General features: G+C 67.7%; 14 protein-coding genes and 4 pseudogenes. 12 read left to right on the plus strand and 6 right to left on the minus strand.

Annotated features, from left to right (window positions below; translation table 11 throughout):
• Positions 1–93: 93 nt before the first annotated feature.
• Positions 94–356: pseudogene (locus tag AB0I54_RS21070) on the plus strand (IS5/IS1182 family transposase); the annotation flags it as partial.
• Here AB0I54_RS21070 and AB0I54_RS21075 read toward each other — a convergent pair.
• Positions 353–1,126: a class I SAM-dependent methyltransferase gene (locus AB0I54_RS21075; RefSeq protein ID WP_363297583.1), complete on the minus strand. Its 774-nt coding sequence runs from the start codon at positions 1,124–1,126 to the stop codon at positions 353–355. The pseudogene AB0I54_RS21070 and the gene AB0I54_RS21075 overlap by 4 nt on opposite strands.
• A gap of 1,094 nt (positions 1,127–2,220) precedes the next feature.
• Between AB0I54_RS21075 and AB0I54_RS21080 the strand changes: the two genes are divergently transcribed.
• The 3 genes from AB0I54_RS21080 (at position 2,221) to AB0I54_RS21090 (ending at position 5,960) form a co-directional block, all read left to right on the plus strand.
• Positions 2,221–3,438, plus strand: coding sequence for a cation:proton antiporter (locus tag AB0I54_RS21080; RefSeq protein WP_363297584.1), 1,218 nt, complete (start codon positions 2,221–2,223; stop codon positions 3,436–3,438).
• A gap of 107 nt (positions 3,439–3,545) precedes the next feature.
• Positions 3,546–4,601 carry a helix-turn-helix domain-containing protein gene (locus AB0I54_RS21085; protein ID WP_363297585.1) on the plus strand — a complete coding sequence of 352 codons (1,056 nt, stop codon included), beginning with the start codon at positions 3,546–3,548 and terminating at the stop codon, positions 4,599–4,601.
• Positions 4,602–4,688: 87 nt separating this feature from the next.
• Positions 4,689–5,960, plus strand: a complete 1,272-nt coding sequence (locus AB0I54_RS21090) for a hypothetical protein (RefSeq protein WP_363297586.1) — start codon at positions 4,689–4,691, stop codon at positions 5,958–5,960.
• Between the two features lie 142 nt (positions 5,961–6,102).
• Here the strand turns inward: AB0I54_RS21090 and AB0I54_RS21095 are convergent, their stop codons facing one another.
• Complete coding sequence (locus AB0I54_RS21095) at positions 6,103–6,573, minus strand: TrkA C-terminal domain-containing protein (protein ID WP_363297741.1); 471 nt, start codon at positions 6,571–6,573, stop codon at positions 6,103–6,105.
• A 227-nt stretch (positions 6,574–6,800) separates the two neighbouring features.
• Between AB0I54_RS21095 and AB0I54_RS21100 the strand changes: the two genes are divergently transcribed.
• The 5 genes from AB0I54_RS21100 (at position 6,801) to AB0I54_RS21120 (ending at position 11,395) form a co-directional block, all read left to right on the plus strand.
• Positions 6,801–7,247, plus strand: a complete 447-nt coding sequence (locus AB0I54_RS21100) for a hypothetical protein (RefSeq protein WP_363297587.1) — start codon at positions 6,801–6,803, stop codon at positions 7,245–7,247.
• Between the two features lie 214 nt (positions 7,248–7,461).
• A complete protein-coding gene (locus AB0I54_RS21105) occupies positions 7,462–7,893 on the plus strand; it encodes an NfeD family protein (RefSeq protein ID WP_363297588.1) in 432 nt (143 codons plus the stop codon).
• A 4-nt stretch (positions 7,894–7,897) separates the two neighbouring features.
• The gene (locus AB0I54_RS21110) at positions 7,898–8,935 is read left to right on the plus strand and encodes an SPFH domain-containing protein (protein WP_363297589.1); all 1,038 of its coding nucleotides are present in this window, start codon (positions 7,898–7,900) and stop codon (positions 8,933–8,935) included.
• Positions 8,936–9,038: 103 nt separating this feature from the next.
• Complete coding sequence (locus AB0I54_RS21115; protein ID WP_363297590.1) at positions 9,039–9,809, plus strand: methyltransferase domain-containing protein; 771 nt, start codon at positions 9,039–9,041, stop codon at positions 9,807–9,809.
• Positions 9,810–10,111: 302 nt separating this feature from the next.
• Positions 10,112–11,395 (plus strand): ABC transporter substrate-binding protein, encoded by a 1,284-nt coding sequence (locus AB0I54_RS21120; RefSeq protein WP_363297591.1) that lies wholly within the window; start codon positions 10,112–10,114, stop codon positions 11,393–11,395.
• Between the two features lie 135 nt (positions 11,396–11,530).
• Here AB0I54_RS21120 and AB0I54_RS21125 read toward each other — a convergent pair.
• Positions 11,531–11,757, minus strand: a pseudogene (locus AB0I54_RS21125) (IS5/IS1182 family transposase); the annotation flags it as partial.
• Between the two features lie 74 nt (positions 11,758–11,831).
• On the opposite strand from AB0I54_RS21125, the gene AB0I54_RS21130 reads away from it, so the two are divergent.
• On the plus strand, positions 11,832–12,323 hold the full coding sequence (locus tag AB0I54_RS21130; RefSeq protein WP_363297592.1) for a hypothetical protein: 492 nt from the start codon (positions 11,832–11,834) through the stop codon (positions 12,321–12,323).
• A gap of 360 nt (positions 12,324–12,683) precedes the next feature.
• Positions 12,684–12,797, plus strand: a pseudogene (locus AB0I54_RS21135) (IS5/IS1182 family transposase); the annotation flags it as partial.
• Positions 12,798–12,923: 126 nt separating this feature from the next.
• Here the strand turns inward: AB0I54_RS21135 and AB0I54_RS21140 are convergent.
• On the minus strand, positions 12,924–13,481 hold the full coding sequence (locus tag AB0I54_RS21140) for a hypothetical protein (RefSeq protein WP_363297593.1): 558 nt from the start codon (positions 13,479–13,481) through the stop codon (positions 12,924–12,926).
• Between the two features lie 101 nt (positions 13,482–13,582).
• On the opposite strand from AB0I54_RS21140, the gene AB0I54_RS21145 reads away from it, so the two are divergent.
• Positions 13,583–14,281, plus strand: a complete 699-nt coding sequence (locus AB0I54_RS21145) for a TetR/AcrR family transcriptional regulator (RefSeq protein ID WP_363297594.1) — start codon at positions 13,583–13,585, stop codon at positions 14,279–14,281.
• Between the two features lie 185 nt (positions 14,282–14,466).
• On the opposite strand, the pseudogene AB0I54_RS21150 reads toward AB0I54_RS21145, so the two are convergent.
• Positions 14,467–14,676: pseudogene (locus AB0I54_RS21150) on the minus strand (flotillin family protein); the annotation flags it as partial.
• A 570-nt stretch (positions 14,677–15,246) separates the two neighbouring features.
• Positions 15,247–15,927, minus strand: a complete 681-nt coding sequence (locus AB0I54_RS21155) for a lytic transglycosylase domain-containing protein (protein WP_363297595.1) — start codon at positions 15,925–15,927, stop codon at positions 15,247–15,249.
• Between the last annotated feature and the right edge of the window lie 32 nt (positions 15,928–15,959).

Raw genomic sequence — 15,959 nt, forward strand, 5'->3', positions numbered from 1 at the left:
CGCGCGCGGCCCACACCTCGCCCATGCCCCCGCGACCGAGCGCCTACAGCAGGCGGTCGCGCAGTTCTTTCGGGACAAGCCAGGCGGCGGGCACCGCGCACACAGCCCGACCACCTCGGCGGCGATAACGCGTACTCGTCCCAGCGCAACAAGCCCGTGCCAGCAAGGGCGGCCGACCCGTCGGCTTCGACAAGAGGATCTACAAGTGCAGGAACGAAGTGGAGCGGACAATCAACGCCCTGCAGAACTTCCGGGCTGTGGCCACGAGGTTCGACAAACGCGCCTACTTGTTCCACGGCACCGTAATCGTCGCCTCGATCCGACTCTGGCTCCGCTCTTGGTCCGCGACTGGCTAGTCGTCCGAACCGGTAGCCGACGGCGGTACCTCAACGACGAAGAACAGGAAGCAGGTCTTGGTGGAGAGGTCATGGAAGCCGTCGGGGAACAGCTCACGGGCGGCAGGGTCGGGCTGGGGCTCGCTGATGACGGAGAGACGGAAGCCGGCGGTGGTGAAGGCTTCAATCATCGCGTGCAGTGGCTTGCGCCAGAACCTCATTGGGGCGGACTGCCCGTTGAACGTCCAGTCGAAGGTATAGCTGGTGGTCGCAAAGTAGTCGGGCCGAGGATCCTGGATCGCGTAGGCCACGAAAGGGTGGTCCACCGACGCGATCAGCCGGCCGCCGGGCCTGAGCACGCGCCGCAACTCGGTCAGCGTCGGCCCCCAGTCCTCCAGGTAGTGCAGCACCAGCGACGCGACCACGTCGTCGAACGTGCCGTCGCCGAACGGGAGAGGGCCACTCAGGTCGGCTACGTGCAGGGCTACATCGTCACCGAGCCGCCGCCTCGCCAGCGCCAGCATTCCGGCGCTGGCGTCGATGCCGGTGACGACCGCGCCGCGGTCGCGCAGTGCAGCGGACAGGGGCCCGGAGCCGCAACCCGCGTCCAGGATCCGACGGCCGCTCACGTTTCCGGCCAGGGCCAACATCGCGGGCCGCTCGTAGTACGCGTTCACAAGGTTGTTCTCGTTCTCCGCCGAGTACGCCTCGGCGAAACTGTCATAGTCATTCACCCGGGCCGGATCTGCAGACTGGGCGAGACCCTCGGGCACATCCGTGACTCGGTCCATCGTCGCAGCCTAGTAGTCACTTGATCCGCTGGACAGGCCGTAGTCCTGACGGTGCATCAGGGTCAAATCAGTGCCCCAGGCGTCAAGAACGTCACCGTGCCCGGGCCCAGGCGGGTGCGGCGAAAGGGAGGCGGCTCCGTGAGTGTGACGGCGTGGCTGACGGTGGCGGTGTTCGCTGCCGTGTACGTGCTGATCGCGACGGAGTGGGTGCACCGGGGCGCCGCCGTCCTGGACGGCGCGGTCGTGATGCTGCTCATCGGGGTGACCGACGAGGAGCACGCGTTCTCCGGCTGCCGCCTGCTCGTCCCGTTTCGGTCGGTGCCTGCCTGTTGCCCATCCGCGGGATCTCGTAGGGTAAGCAGGCGTTCATCTCCTGGGCCGGCCTGCGTGGCGCGGTCCCTACGGCTGCCGCCCCCGACCGTCGTCACCCTCAGTCAGCCCCACACGTTCAGCGCTGGGCGGACGTCGAAGCGCCGAATCACCGCGACCCGTACGCCGGTTACTACTGGTATGTAGGTAAAAAGATCCCAATGCACCGTTAGTCTTACGGTAAACTCCATTGCCGAGCCAGGGTGCTCTATTGAGCGACCGAGCACTCATTCTGCGGGAATTGCTTTTCCCGGTACTTCTGCAACCCGGTGCGATGGGGGGGACGTGACATGGATCGAGCTGCCCACTCCGGTGCACGGGCATGCTGCCGCCCGCTCGCAGCGGCTGTCAGGACTGCGCGTATCGACAACACAGCTCGCGACAGCGTGCCCGATCCGGGTAGCACCGGTCTCAGCAGCTGACCCGACGGTCCGCCCGACGCACTCACGATGCCCTGACTGAGTCGAACTGCTCAGGCCGGTAAACCTTGGGTTGTCAGCGACGCGACCAGCGTCCTGCCGCCCCGGTGCTCTCCAAGTACGGACGGGCACCTGCCACACGGCGGATCAGCACGCCGAGACCACCCCGGTCACGCCTGGCCCCCTTTGACCGAGCATTCCCGCACACTCAGCCGCACCGCCCATCCCAACCGCGGCGCACACTCGCCGCCCGTTGCCGAGAAGGCACAGACGCCGTCGCCGAACCGAACCGGAGGACTGACGCCCGTGCACGACACCACCGCCATGCTCATCGAACTCGGGGCGATCATCCTCGCCTTGGGGCTGCTCGGCCGCCTGGCCGGACGGGTGGGCTTCTCACCCATACCCCTCTACCTGCTCGCCGGGCTCGCCTTCGGCCACGGAGGCATCCTGCCGCTGCAGGCCAGCGAGGAGTTCGTCGCCACCGGCGCCGAGATCGGCGTCATCCTCCTGCTACTCCTGCTCGGCCTGGAATACAGCGCCTCCGAACTCGTCACCAGCCTCAAGACCCAATACCCCTCCGGCGCGGTCGACTTCGTCCTCAACGCCGCCCCCGGCGCCGCGATGGCACTGCTGCTCGGCTGGGGCCCGGTGGCCGCCGTCGCGTTGGCCGGCGTCACCTGGATCTCCTCCTCCGGGGTGATCGCGAAGGTCCTGGGCGACCTGCGCCGGCTGGGAAACCGCGAAACACCGGTGATCCTCGGCATCCTGGTCCTGGAAGACCTCGCCATGGCGGCGTACCTGCCGATTCTGACCACTCTCCTCGCCGGGGTGAGCCTGGCGGGCGGTGCCGTCACCCTGCTGATCGCCCTCGGCACGGTCGGCACCGTTCTGTACGCGGCGCTGCGGCACGGTCGGCTGATAAGCCGTGCGGTCTCCTCCGCCAACGCGGAAATGCTGCTGCTGGTCGTGCTCGGCCTGACCCTCCTCGTCGCCGGCATCGCACAGGAGTTGCAGGTCTCCGCGGCCGTCGGTGCCTTCCTCGTCGGCATCGCCCTGTCCGGCGAAGTCGCCGAAGGAGCCAGCAATCTCCTCACCCCGCTACGGGATCTGTTCGCCGCCGTCTTCTTCGTCTTCTTCGGCCTGCACACCGACCCCGCCGCCATTCCACCGGTTCTCCTGCCCGCACTCGCCCTCGCTGTCGTGACCGCCCTCACCAAGATCGCCACCGGGTACTGGGCCGCCCGTCGGGCCGGTGTCTCGGCCAACGGACGTTGGCGGGCGGGTGGAACCCTCGTCGCCCGGGGCGAGTTCTCCATCGTCATCGCCGGTCTGGCCGTCGGCGTCGCACCGCGGATCGGCCCCTTGGCCACCGCTTATGTCCTGACCCTGGTCGTCCTCGGCCCGCTCACCGCCCGCTGGACCGAGCCCCTCGTCCACCGCATGACGCGCACCCGGCAGAAGCCGCTGGATGCGACTGTGGTGGCCGAACCCGTCGAGGCAACGACTCATGCCAACCAGTGAATTCGAAAGAGCGGGGCGCGACGGTGCGGCATCGCAAAGGCCTCGGCTCTCCCCGGCACCGCGCCCGATACGCACGCGTGACGACATCCGAACCGAGGGGAAACGACGTGACTGTCCACACTGCCGATGAGACGTTCCTCGACGGTTTCGAGGCGATCCTCACGGACGCCGCCGCCACGGGCCGCCGCCTGACCCGCGATGAGATCGAGTCCCGTCGCGCTCTGGGCGCTTGGGCCGCCGAGGCCGGGCACGGCTGGCGTGCTCTCGTGCGCGCCCACATCACAGCCGGCCGCGATCGTCGCCGCACGGCAGCCGATGCGGACCATGTCCTGACCGTGATAGAGCAGGCGGTCGATGCCTTCGCCGACGGATACGAGCGGGCGCAGCGGCTTGTCGTGCGCAAGGAGGAGGCGGCCCGGCGTGAGTTCATCGACGACCTGCTGCACGGGCGCGGCGACCCCGGTCAACTCGCCTCGCGTTGTGAACGGTTCGGGCTGCGTCTGTCCCGCGGCCACGCGGTCGCCGTGGCCAAGGGACCGGAGACCTATGACGAGACCGACCCCGTCCCCCGGCAGGTTGCTGACGACCTGTTCGCACGATTCGAGAGCCGCCGGATCCTGTTCACCACGAAGGACGGGCACATGGTGTGCGTCGCCCCCGGTGACCAGCAGGACGTCCTCATCCATTTCTCCGAGCTCGTCTACGCAGCCACCGGCGCCAGCCAAGTCGCCATCGGCCGCCCCCGGACCGGCACCGTGGGCATCGGCCACAGTTACGAGGAGGCCCTCAATGCCCTGGACGTCGCCCAGCGCATGGGCCTCGACGACCCGCTGCTGCGCGCCTGCGACCTGCTGGTCTTCCCTGTCCTGGCCCGGGACCGGCAGGCTCTGGTGGACCTGGTGCGCCACACTCTGGGGCCGTTGGCGAACGCGCGCGGCGGAGCGCAGCCGCTGCTGGACACTCTCACCACGTACTTCGACACCGGCTGCGTGGCAGCCGCGGCCGCCCGGCAGCTGTCACTCAGCGTGCGCGCGCTGACCTACCGGCTGGAGCGCGTCCATACGCTGACGGGCTGCGACCCCACCGACCCCGCTCACCGCTACACCTTGCAGACGGCGGTGCTCGGAGCCCGGCTGCTCGACTGGCCGAACAGACCCTTGTGAACCGGCTTCCCGTCGAGCAAGGCGACCGACCGGGCCTCACGCCGGTCAGACCTCGCCGTACGAACCACCGGGAACTACGGTGTCAGAGTGAATGCTGTTGAGGTCGAGGTCGAGGTCGTGGCACGTGTGCGGGTCAGTAGCGGGCATCCGGTCGAGCGATTGGCATGCCATCCGCGGCTTCCCCTGGTTGCTGGTTGGGACTCCGAACGTCCTGCGGTCCACGTCTGGGGTTGCGAGGCCGACCGGCTACACGAACTCGGCTCCATTGGCGCCGAGTCGAGGGCCTATGGCGATGCCGTCGGCTGGGACCGGACGGAGCGGACACCCGCTGTGGCATGGCATCCAGACCTGCCGCTGCTCGTCGTGGCCGACGAGGACAGGGTGGTGCAGTGGACTCCTGCCGGGCTCTCCGACGTGGAGGGTCTTCCACCCACCGCCTCCTACCGCAGTCTGGCATTCAGCCCGGACGGTCGGACGTTGTGGGCATCGCCGTCGTCGGGCGATGAAGACAGCGCATGGGAGAGCTCCGACGTACTCGACCTCGCTTCGGGAACCGTCAGCGCCGGCCCACGTTGGGACACCGGCGTTGCGGAGCATCCCGCCGGCGGATTGGTGGCCACGCTCGCCAGCGATCAAGGCGCGACGCTCGGACTCTTCGCGCGGGTCGCTCACGAGACCGCGCCTGCGGCGATGCGAGTGCTTCGCCGCGCGTTGATATTGGATGCCGACGGCTACGAGAAGCCGATCTTCAGCGCGGACGGACGCCATCTCGCGATTCGAGGCAACGCATACGACAATTCGCTGGAGGTATTCGAGTTTCCTTCGCTTCACATCGTTCTGGCGACAACTCTCGGCGAACCCAGCCCGGGCTACCCATACCCGCAAGAGTGGCTTGAACAGATGCGCGCCTGGTCGCGACACAACATTGCGTTCGGATCCCAACCTGGTGTGCTCTGGGTCGGAACGCCCACTGGGACTCTCGTCGAAGTCAACCTCGAAACCCAGCAAGCGGTCGAGCACGACGTGCTGGCCGGCTCCCCGGTGTCCGCGATGGGCGCCACGATGACAGGCAAGTTCGTCATCGCCAGTGGTGGAGGCGACCTCGTGCTCTTGTCCGTGCCTGCCGGTTCCGCAAAGACCCACAGCACCAGCAGCGATACGTCGACGGCAGCAGCCTTCTTGGACGCCACCTCCGAGATTCCTGACGACGGCGACCTGGAGACGCATCTCGTCGTAACCGACGGAACCCGCACCTGGGAATCAGGTGATCTGGAAACAGTGACATCCGCAACCGCAACAGATCCGACTTGGCTGCAACTCCAAGCCGCTATCAACAACGCGCGCATCCAGGACAAGTGACCACCGCGCTCCGACGGTCCAGCGTGCTGAGGACGTCCGAGTAAGAACTGGTGGCGCCGGGCGAACCGGCTCAGCAGCGCCCCAGCCCGAGGATGATCGCCCCGAACTCGATCAAGAAGATGCTAGAGGAGTGCGCCGCGGCTCACTCTCGACCGAGTATCACGGCGGCAGCCTGCACGCCCTCGCGTGTGCCGATCACGATCAAGGTGTCGCCGCCGGCCAGACGGAAGTACGGCCCCGGCGAGGGGATCGCCTCCGCCCGGCGCAGTACCGCCACGATCGACACACCGGTCTCCGTGCGCATGCGCGTATCACCCAGCAGCCGCCCACTCCAGTGCGAGGTGGCGGACAACTCGATTCGCTCAGCCACCAGCCCAAGCTCCGTCGTCGACAGCAAACTCGGGCTGCGATGCGCGGGCATCAGCGCGTCGACGAGCGCCTCCGCGTCCCCCGAGGCCAGCTGCACCGACAGCGCGCAAGTATCCGGGTCGTCCTCGCGGTACGCGCTCAAGGTCCGCGAACCGTCCCGGTGCGCGACCACCGACAGGCGTCGCTGCTCCCGCGTGGTCAGGTCGTAACGGACCCCGATCCCCGGCAACGGCGTACTGCCCATACGTGCAGCCCCCACGGCCGTCCTCCTGTCCGACTGTCTCATTTGGCTGTTTCTTCATCGACTGCCAGGTGTCACCCTACCGAGCACCGAAGGTGGCCCACGCAGCCCAAATGCAAGCCGGTGAAACAATCTGTCCCCATGGGTCCACATGTCCACTCGCCGCAGCCGCCGATGCCACCGGCGTCCCTTGCTCTTGGCGCCGGAAAGGACCGGAAGGAAACGTGAACATGATCGAGTGGGTGTCCCTCAGCACTGGGGCTCGGCCCGTCCCCCGGCCCGTGGCCACGCCGTTGGTGTGGGCGACGGCCTTCGGCGGCGCACTGGTCCTGGTGTTCCTCCTCAACACCACCGTGGGCCCCGACCGTCCCGGGCTCGCCCTCACCGTGCTGTCCCTACTCGCTGCGCTACTCGGCTTTTGCGCCAGCTTCACCGCAGCCCCCGGAACGGCCGTACTGTGCTGGCTGTTCCTCAACGGCTTCGCCATCCCGCCCGCAGGTACCCTCAGTTGGATCGGGCACCGCGACACCTCCTGGCTCGCCTGCCTGCTCACGGCCACACTCGTCGGCACGGCCCTGGCCCGCATCGCCCACGCCCGAGCCGCCTACCGCAGAATCACCGCCACCGCTACGGCGACGGGGCTGGACGACGAGCCGCATGCCCCTGACCGAACCTGAAGGGGCGTTGCTGTAGTTGGGCGACCGGCCGGCAGCAGCGTCTCCCTGCCGACCCTTGCGGAAGATCACAACAGATTGACTCGCTCTTACGGGAGTAGCGATCTCCCTTTCGTGGGTAAAGTAGAGGTAAAGGGTCGAGTAGCCGTTTGGGGTGCCGTGGGCTGTGGTGGGAGTCAAGCCCTTCCGCACCCGCACCGGTCAGAAGAGGCACGCAATGGATCTGTGGCTGATCTGGTTGATCATCGCAGCTGCTTTGGCTGTGGCGGAGGTCTTCACCCTGACTGCCGCGCTCGGGATGCTGAGTGCGGCCGCGGTGGTCACGGCAGGGTCCGCCGCGGTCGGGCTGCCGTTGCCTTTCCAGTTCTTGGTGTTCGCCGCCGTCGCCACAGTCACCGTGTTGTTCCTGCGCCCCATTGCGCTGCGCCACGTGCTCCAGCCTCAAGTCGTGCGATTCGGCGTGGACGCACTGGTCGGCAAGCCTGCCTATGTCGTCGCGGAGGTGACGGGCCTGGGCGGCAGGGTCCGTATCGACGGCGAGGAATGGACGGCCCGCGCCTACGACGAGACGCTGGTGATTCCTCCCGGAAAGACCGTCGACGTCATAGAGATCAGCGGCGCCACCGCGATCGTCTACCCCCGGGACTGAAACCATGGAAACCTTGGCGTTCTTGATTGTCGGCCTGCTCCTTGCGCTGTTTGCGATTTTCACTGTGACGCGGGCGGTCCGTATCGTCCCCCAGGCGCGTGCTCGTAATGTCGAGCGACTCGGCCGCTACCATCGGACCCTGAATCCTGGGCTGAGCCTCGTCATCCCGTTCATCGACCGTGTTCATCCGCTGATCGACCTGCGGGAACAGGTCGTCTCCTTCAAGCCGCAGCCGGTCATCACCGAGGACAATCTGGTCGTCGAGATCGACACCGTCCTGTATTTCCAGGTCACCGACCCACGAGCAGCTTTCTACGAGATCGCCAATTTCCTTCAGGCGGTCGAGCAGCTCACCGTCACGACCTTGCGCAATGTCGTGGGCTCCATGGACCTGGAAAAGACCCTCACCTCACGGGACACCATCAACAGCCAGCTCCGGGGTGTGCTGGACGACGCCACCGGCAAGTGGGGTCTGAGGGTGAACCGTGTGGAGATCAAGGCCATCGATCCTCCGCAGACCATCAAGGACGCGATGCAGAAGCAGATGCGGGCCGAGCGGGACAAGCGGGCCGCGATTCTCACTGCCGAGGGGCAACGCCAGTCGCAGATTCTCACCGCCGAAGGCGACAAGCAGGCCGCGGTCCTGCGTGCGGAGGGCAACCGTACCGCTGCGATCCTCCAGGCGGAGGGCCAGTCGCGAGCCATCGACGAGGTGTTCCAGGCCGTGCACCGCAACGACCCCGACCCCAAGCTGCTCGCCTGGCAGTACCTCCAGATGTTGCCTCAACTCGCTCAGGGCTCGGGCAGTACCTTCTGGGTGATCCCCAGCGAGGTGACCTCGGCACTCCAGGGCGTATCCCGCGCCTTCACCGAGGCGCTGCCGCAGTCACCAGCCACCCGCGAAAAGCCGGCGGACGGCGCGGCTGCCGAGGCGGCCAGTGACACGGCCCAGGCCGCAGAAGCCGCGGCCGCCGCCCTCGCCGACGCTGCCAGGGCCGATCGTGCCACCCCCGACACCCTCCCGTCCCAGCCCGCTCGCTGACAGCACGGGGACCTACCAGACAAGCAGCCGGGGCCGGGATCCGCGCCCGTGGCACGCGGATCGGATGGGAAGCTGGACCATGGCGCCCTCCATTGATCCACCCATGGCGTCCGGCGAAGACGCGGAGCCGACAGTCCGGCAGGCAGGCTTCGACCACTGGGCGCCGTACTACGATCAAAGTTCGCTGCAGCGTGTTCTGTACGAACCCGTGCACCTCAGGGTGCTCGCACACGCTCGCCGCCGCGTCCCCCAACCGAACCGGATCCTGGACATCGGCTGCGGTACCGGACGCCTTGCCCGCTCCTGCGCTCAATTCTTCCCAGGCGTACCGGTGATCGGCATCGACCCGTCGGCCGCAATGATCCAACGGGCCGCCACGTCCGCGCCGCCCACGTACTTCCAAGCTCGCGCCGAGGCTCTCCCGTTCAGCAGCGACACGTTCGACCTCGTCGTCACCACGCTGGCGCTACGGCACTGGCAAGATCCGTGCCTCGGGCTGGCCGAACTCAGCCGAGTCACCACTTCCAACGGCGTCGTGGTGATCGCCGACGCTCGGATATCCGATGTCCTGCCGAAGCTCCCAAGCGCTGTCGCCACCCGCAACGGCCGACCACGCCCCCTGACCCGGTTGATCTCGTACCTACTCGAGCGGCAGCGAGGGAAATGGGCGGATCGGCTGCCGGCAGCGTTGCTGCACGCACTGGACCAAGCCGGCCTGCGTGCCGTGCATGTCGAACCACTCGCATATGCCCTGGCGACAGCTACGCTGATCGTCTCCACCAGGCGACCAGCGCGTCCACGTACGGGACTTCTTCGTCAGCGCCGTGGACAGCAACGGCTCCACGATGCCGGTCCGGGGCGAATCAGGACCTGATCGGAGCCTTGCCCAGCTCCTCGTTCTCATGACCGCAGGGCGAGCCCTGACCTGCTTGTGCCCTCGGTTGTGTTGCTCCTTCCAGGAGGGCAGTTCTTCGCTCGGGGTGGCCGGCGAGCTCTACGGCATTACGGCATCCCGATGCTGCCGGGCCAGGGCTACCGGATCTGATCTCCCGCCGAGCCAGGCCCTGCAATCTATTTCTAATTATCTTCTTACCATGGACATAGATGGATCATGGGCCTAGCCTGCCCCTCGACGCCTCACCGCCGTAGTGAGGCGGACAGAACGCGAGGAGAAGCGTGAAGGTGAACGGTCGAAGGAGAACAGCGCAGATCGTCGGCGGCCTGGCGGCAGTGGCGACGTTCGCCCTCGCCGGCTGTGGCTCCGACAACACGTCCGGCGCCACGCAGGCGAAGGACGGCGCGAGAAGCACGGCGGCGGCCCTGAGCGGGACCCCGATCAAGATCGGGTACGCCGCCTCGATGTCGGGGGCCCAGGCCAGCAACGGGCTCAGTGGCAAGGCCGTCGCGCACGCCTGGCAGGAGTACACCAACGCCCACGGCGGCATCCTCGGCCATCCCGTCGAGATCACCACGACGGACACCAAGAACACCGTTCCCGGTGCGACGGCGGTGGTGAAGAGCTTCATGACGGACTCCGACGTCGACGCCGTCTTCATGACGGACCTGGTCGCCGAGTCCGCGATGAGCGACACGTTCAAGGGAACCGACGTCGCAGTGATCAGCGCGAACGGCGCCACGAACGTGCCGTGGACCACCGTGCCGGGGCTCTTCCAGGACGTGTCCGGTGCCGAGTACGCCGCACAGGCCTATGCCGACGTCGCGAAGGCGACCGGTGCCAAGAAGCTCGGCTGGGCCGTCTGCGCCGAGGTGGCGAACTGCCAGCTGAACAGCGAGAACGGCTCGGCCTATGCCGAGACGCTGGGCGTCGCCCCGGTCGGCACCCAGCTCGTCTCCGCCTCCGCCTCCGACTACACCGCGCCCTGCCTGTCCTTCATCCGCAAGGGCACCGACAGCATCGCCATGTACATCGGCTACACGACCGGCACCCGCTTCGCCGCGGACTGCCTCCAGCAGGGCTACACCGGCCGCTTCCTGACCGCCAACTCCGGGTTCGACCAGACCGCCTTCGGCAAGATCAGCGGCTTCAAGTCCTATGGCACCACCGAGGGCTTCCCCTGGTGGGCAGACGACCCGGCCGTGGTGACCTACCGCGACGCGATGGCGAAGTACTCCCCCGACGGCGCCTGGCAGACGGGCAACGCGACGGCCGTCTGGTCCAGCTTCGAGCTCTTCAAGAAGGCCCTCGAGGATGCCAAGCCCACCACCGTCGACCGTGCCGCGGTGCTGGACGCGATGTACCAGGTGAAGGACGAGACGCTCGGCGGGCTCCTCGCCCAGCCGGTCACCTACACCAAGGGCCAGCCCTCGAAGCCCGTCATGTGCAGCTGGTTCTTCAAGTTCGACGCCGGCGACGACGAGCCGACGAGCGTGGCGCCCGCGACGTCGGGCAACGGCGCGACCGGCGACCTGGCGAGCACGTGCAAGAAGACGGACGACTGAGGGTGGCGCCGACCCGCTGACCTACGTCGTGGACCCGGCGCGGCCGGGGGGGAGCCGATCACCTTGACGCTCCGTCCCAGCCGCGCCGCGGTCGTGTACGACACGATCGATCCGGCGGTCCAGTAGCCAAGTTCGTCGGTTGCCCGGCAGGGGCCGGCCGACGACTGCGACCCGGCGGGTATCGGCATCGATCACGACCTGATGAGCGAGCCGGAGTATCGATAGTTCTTCGACTACTCGGCCACCGGGTGTTCGCGCGTGGGCACCAGGGTGCCGTCGACGATGAGGACGGTGTCCCTGCGGAACCGGCTCCGCTGCCTGAGCGCCAACAGCGGACCGAGGTGATCAATGATGCGGTCTGCGTCCAGGACCGCACCGACGCCGTGATCACTCTAGCCACACTGTGATCTCCGGGCTCAGGCCCAGAATGCTGCCCATGGCCGGCGAAGAGCGTTACGAGGCAGAAGCACCCACATTCCTGTCATCAGCAGCCGAGGTGGCTCGGCTGCTGAACATCGACTACGCGGCCGGCGTGCCGGAAGACCGACGGGCGCGACACCTGGCCCGTGCAGTGCGCAAGCCACTTCTCGAACGCGCCAGCCTCCCCGAGGAGTTCTTCGTGCCATTGATGGCCGCAGCCGTCTACGACCCGGACCCCAGCTTCTGCCGCTGGTTCGTCGAGCCGGCGCTGTACGCATTCGGACGGCGCCGGGTCATGGCGGCGCTGCTCAACTATCTACGGACCGGTACGGACGCGGAGCGAGCGGGCGCCAAGCGGGCCTGGTACTGCGCCCACCTGCCACTGCGCGCAGACCGGTCTCCGGCATACGCACCTGATGGAAGTCGCGATCCGGCCTTGGACGAGTCCCACGACGTGGTGGACAAGTGGCTGGAGTACGTAGCCTCACCGGACCGCAACCAAGCCTGATCCCACGCAGGCGGTTTACGGGACAAGCTTGGGGTGCGGACCTATCGGTACACGGCCAGTCGGTGCCGCGTGAACGCTCAGTCCGACCGTTGGCAGCAGGCTGAGGAGCCCGCCGCGGAACCGCCCACCGTGCGGGAGGAGAGCCCGGTGACCCCGACGATCCGGGCGATCGACCGGACGCCGGAGTTCCTGCGCAAGGGCGATGCGGCCCTGGAGCACGCCCGCTGCGTCAGCCGCATCGTGATGGAGGCCCGCCCCCTGCCGAACTGCACTTCCCGCAGTTGCGGATCGCGTGCGAACTCACCCCCGCCCAGATCCATTCCGGGCTGGCGATGCTGCGGGACATCATCACCGACATGGGTCAAGACCCTGAACAGGCCCATAGACGCCAAGGACTTCGTCGTTTCGCCGCGTCGTTGGGTCGTCGAACGATCACGGGCTTGGGTGATGCACGCCCGACGCCTGGTCAGAGACACGGTCAGCGGCTTCCCAGTCCATCGGGGTCCGGCGTCCCCTACCCCGAGCACCGCTCCGCGGCCAGATCCATATCAATCACTGGCCGCGGCTTACCTGCGGAGGGCCTCCAAAAAGATCAGGTTCTCAGCTCCTGGGGGTCGAGCGGGACAGACGGATCGCCGAGACGAGGAAGAAGATCCCGCCGAGCGTGGCGTAGCCGGCGAGGGTGGTCAGCGAGGGGTCGTCCTGTGTGGCGCTTCGGATGAAGCTCGCGCCGGCGAGTACGGAGATGCCGCCGCTGAGGATCATGGCCCACTGGCCGCCCATCGCCCGCCGCGCGACGCCCACGAGGAGCTGGATGAGGCCGGAGACGACCGCCCACGCGCCCCAGACGCGCAGCACGTCGGCGACGCCCGAGGTGCTGGCGACCGCGAGGCCGACGGCGGCGAGCACGCTGACGGCCATGTTGGCGTACAGGCCCTTGACCGGCCCGGCGGCGCGCGCCGACCTGGCGTCGACGACGGCCGCGGCCACGTCGAAGGCGGGATAGAGGAACAGCAGCAGCTTGGCCCCGACGGTCAGCTCGGAGCCGGACACCAGCAGGAGCGCGGCCCACACGGCAGCGAAGACGAAGCGGGTGAAGTACAGCCGGCGCAGGGCGGGCGTGGTGCCGATGGGCTCGGCGGAGGCGGTGGATGCCATGGGGTTCTCCAGTGAATGCGGGATAGAGAGAACGATCTCTCTTGTTCGCAGCCTGGCATACCTTTTCCGCGAAAACAAGAGAGAGCGTTCTACCCGCTACAATGGGCGATATGACAAAGACGGAAGCCGGCGCAGGCACCGGCAGGCGAGTCTCCGAGGCCCGGGAGCGGCTCCTGAGGACCGCCGGGCAGCTCTTCTACGCGGAGGGCATCCACACGGTGGGCGTCGACCGTCTGGTCGCCGAGTCCAAGGTCACCAACGCCACCTTCTACCGCCACTTCCGCAGCAAAGAAGACCTTGCCGTCGCCTACATCGGAAGCGTCGACCAGGCGATCCGCACTCAGATCGACTCCCTGATGGCTGCGGACGTGCCGACCGACGGCATCCTGCGGGGCATCGGTGCGTCCCTGGTCGAGCAGATCCGCTCGCCCGGCTACCGCGGATGCGCCTTCCTCAACGCGGCAGCGGAATTCCCCGATCCCGGCCACCCGGTCCACCGTGCCGTCGTGCAACACCGCGAATGGTTCCTGCAGACGATCACCGGATTGTTCGCCGAGATCACGACCGTACAGGCCGAGCACGCCGGGCGGCACTTCGTCATGCTCCGCGACGGCGCGATGAGCGCCGGCTACCTCGGCGACCCCGTCCTGGCCGGCGAGACCTTGTTGCGCGGCATCGAAGGACTGCTGCGGATCCACATCGCCCGTGGGCTCGACGAGCGCGACGCCTCCGCGCCCGGCCAGGCCCCCTCGGCGGCCACGACGGTCTCCGACATCGAGTGCTCCCCGCCCAGCGTGTAGCCGCGGTCGGGGCGCGACCGGCCGCGTTGAACGCAGAGCAGGCAAAGGCGCGGTCTGCTGCCGGAGTGGAAGGCGCGCAAGAATCCCCAGGCACTTGCTTGTCTGCCTGACGGTACCCGTGATGCGTCGTAGCCCGGACGACTCGACGCCGCCCGGGCTGCTCGCCCTCGCTGGATGAAGCGAGGTCAGCCGCCGATTTCGATCTTTCCATTGGCCTGCGCGGGCGTCGTGGCCGCAGTCTGCGCGCCGCCGGCCCGCTGGGTGATGCCCTTCAGTAGTTCGGCGAGGTCGACTCCGGTGGTGGAGCTGAGGAGTTCGACGCCCTGCGCCACATTGTCGGCGACCGTGCGCGACAACTGGCTCGCACCGTCGGTGGAGATGACCGTCATCTTGTCCTGGGAGTGCGCACGGAAGGCGTCTACCTCTACCGCCGGGACTACGGCGTGACCAGTGAACCCCTGCGCTATGGCTACGCACGGCTGCCAGATATGGCGCGTTTTCGGCGTCCTCGTCCTGCTCACGGCCCTTCCGCTGTGCCGAGCCCTGGTGGTCGGCGGTTGACGGACAAGGTCAGTGCGTGTTCTGTCCGAACCGAGCCGTGATCCACGCGGCGCCGCGCTCGGCCAGGGCCCGCCGTCGTCCCCGGCGTGACCGACGCACGGCAACGGATGAGGACGCCGTCTGCGGTGGGGCGGCTGCCAGAGCTGCGAGACGGTCAGCGGCGCGCGCCAGTTCGGCCCGCAGCCGTCGGCGCCGTTCGGAAGAACCGGTCTCAATAACGCCGAATAGAGTCCTTCTACCTCGGCCACGGCAGCGCCCAGCCGCAGATTCGCATCCCGTACTCGCTGCATGTCCCCGCGCGGCATGAACGCCCTTCCTTGCCGATACCTGGAGGCCATCCCCCCAGTTACATTATTGCGCAATAATGCAACTCAGAGCATGGGCCCGAGAAGATCGGCGCGACCTCAGCCAGCGGCGACAGCCCTCCCCGCCTTGGCCCAGTTCGCGTGCAGCCGGTCCAGATAAGACCGGGCCTGGTTGCCCGGGCCGGCACCTCGGGCGAAGGCGAGCATGTTGCTCGCGCCGGTGTTGTACCCCAGGGCCAGCAGGTCGTTCCTCGTGTACGAAGCAGGCCAATGGGCAGGCAGTTGGGCCGCCAGGTCGTGCAGGTACCAGGCTTCGGCGTTGATGGCGAGGTCACGGTCGTCCGGCAGTTCCTCCCACCGGCGGCCGGCGAACTCCCGGCCCTGCTTGACCTCGTCGAAGGTGGCACGGTGCATGTTGGCGATGCCGAAGGCCGCATCCGGCTTGTACTTCTGCCAGGCACGCTCGAAGGACGGGTCGTGCGGCTTGTAGGCCTCGTTGTAGAGGATCGCCATCAGCAACTGGGCACTGACACCGGTCTGACGGGCCCGGGTGCGGACCTGGGAGGCATAGTCGGCGGGGTCGTACGACGAGCCGGTCGTAGGCGCGGGGGACGGGGCGGAAGACGTCGCCGACGGGACGTGCGGGGAGGCGGACCCCTTCGCGGGGAGGGGTGTGTCGCCCTGCGGGGTGCCGACCGCACGCACGATGACGTACAGCGCCAGGGCGAAGACCGGCACTGCCAACCACCTTCGGCGCTTCGGCGTCCGCGACTCCGACATGTCCCGCCTCTCCCCCACCCCATCGTCGGCCG

This window comes from Streptomyces sp. NPDC050625 (genome assembly GCF_040654755.1).
Lineage (GTDB): Bacteria > Actinomycetota > Actinomycetes > Streptomycetales > Streptomycetaceae > Streptomyces.

Bases quoted from the DNA above. Each gene is read 5' to 3' on its own strand.
- AB0I54_RS21110 (WP_363297589.1), top strand. From the start codon at position 7,898: ATGGAAACCTTGGCGTTCTTGATTGTCGGCCTGCTCCTTGCGCTGTTT.
- AB0I54_RS21145 (WP_363297594.1), top strand. From the start codon at position 13,583: ATGGGCGATATGACAAAGACGGAAGCCGGCGCAGGCACCGGCAGGCGA.
- AB0I54_RS21155 (WP_363297595.1), bottom strand. From the start codon at position 15,927: ATGTCGGAGTCGCGGACGCCGAAGCGCCGAAGGTGGTTGGCAGTGCCG.
- AB0I54_RS21130 (WP_363297592.1), top strand. From the start codon at position 11,832: ATGGCCGGCGAAGAGCGTTACGAGGCAGAAGCACCCACATTCCTGTCA.
- AB0I54_RS21095 (WP_363297741.1), bottom strand. From the start codon at position 6,573: ATGGGCAGTACGCCGTTGCCGGGGATCGGGGTCCGTTACGACCTGACC.
- AB0I54_RS21140 (WP_363297593.1), bottom strand. From the start codon at position 13,481: ATGGCATCCACCGCCTCCGCCGAGCCCATCGGCACCACGCCCGCCCTG.
- AB0I54_RS21100 (WP_363297587.1), top strand. From the start codon at position 6,801: ATGATCGAGTGGGTGTCCCTCAGCACTGGGGCTCGGCCCGTCCCCCGG.
- AB0I54_RS21115 (WP_363297590.1), top strand. From the start codon at position 9,039: ATGGCGTCCGGCGAAGACGCGGAGCCGACAGTCCGGCAGGCAGGCTTC.
- AB0I54_RS21105 (WP_363297588.1), top strand. From the start codon at position 7,462: ATGGATCTGTGGCTGATCTGGTTGATCATCGCAGCTGCTTTGGCTGTG.
- AB0I54_RS21075 (WP_363297583.1), bottom strand. From the start codon at position 1,126: ATGGACCGAGTCACGGATGTGCCCGAGGGTCTCGCCCAGTCTGCAGAT.